The following is a 432-nucleotide window of genomic DNA, read 5'->3' as shown; positions in this document are numbered from 1 at the left end:
GGCTCCGCTGGTGCGGCTCGGCATCTTCCGCACTCCCCAGCTCGGGGCGGCGAACATCGCGCAGCTGCTGCTCGGTGGTGCGTGGATCCCGATGTGGTTCTTCCTGAACCTCTACCTGCAGCAGGTGCTTGGCTGGCCCTGGTGCGCCCGGACGGCAACTACTGGGTGGACGTGCTGCCCGCGTCGCTGCTGGCCGCGACCGGCATGGCGCTGGCGTTCATCCCCTCGCTCGGCACCGCCATCTCCAGCGCACGTCCGGAGGAAGGCGGCCTCGCGTCGGGCATCGTCAACACCAGCTACCAGATCGGGTCCGCTCTGGGCCTGGCGGCGATGACCGCGCTGGCCGCCTCGTACGGCGCCGGTCAGCTCGGTGACGCCAACGCCCTGACCACCGGTGTGTCCGCCGCGTTCATCGGTGCCGCCGGCATCGCG

At 71.1% G+C, this 432-nt stretch carries 1 pseudogene; it reads left to right on the top strand.

The window, feature by feature from the left end:
• Positions 1 to 432 (top strand): annotated as a pseudogene (locus tag IG04_RS43575) (MFS transporter); the annotation flags it as partial.

Origin of the sequence: Lentzea albidocapillata, from assembly GCF_000719115.1 — a bacterium.
Taxonomy (GTDB): domain Bacteria; phylum Actinomycetota; class Actinomycetes; order Mycobacteriales; family Pseudonocardiaceae; genus Lentzea; species Lentzea albidocapillata.
Note: the sequence above shows the minus strand (reverse complement) of the source record. Positions and strands in the feature narration are given on the sequence as shown.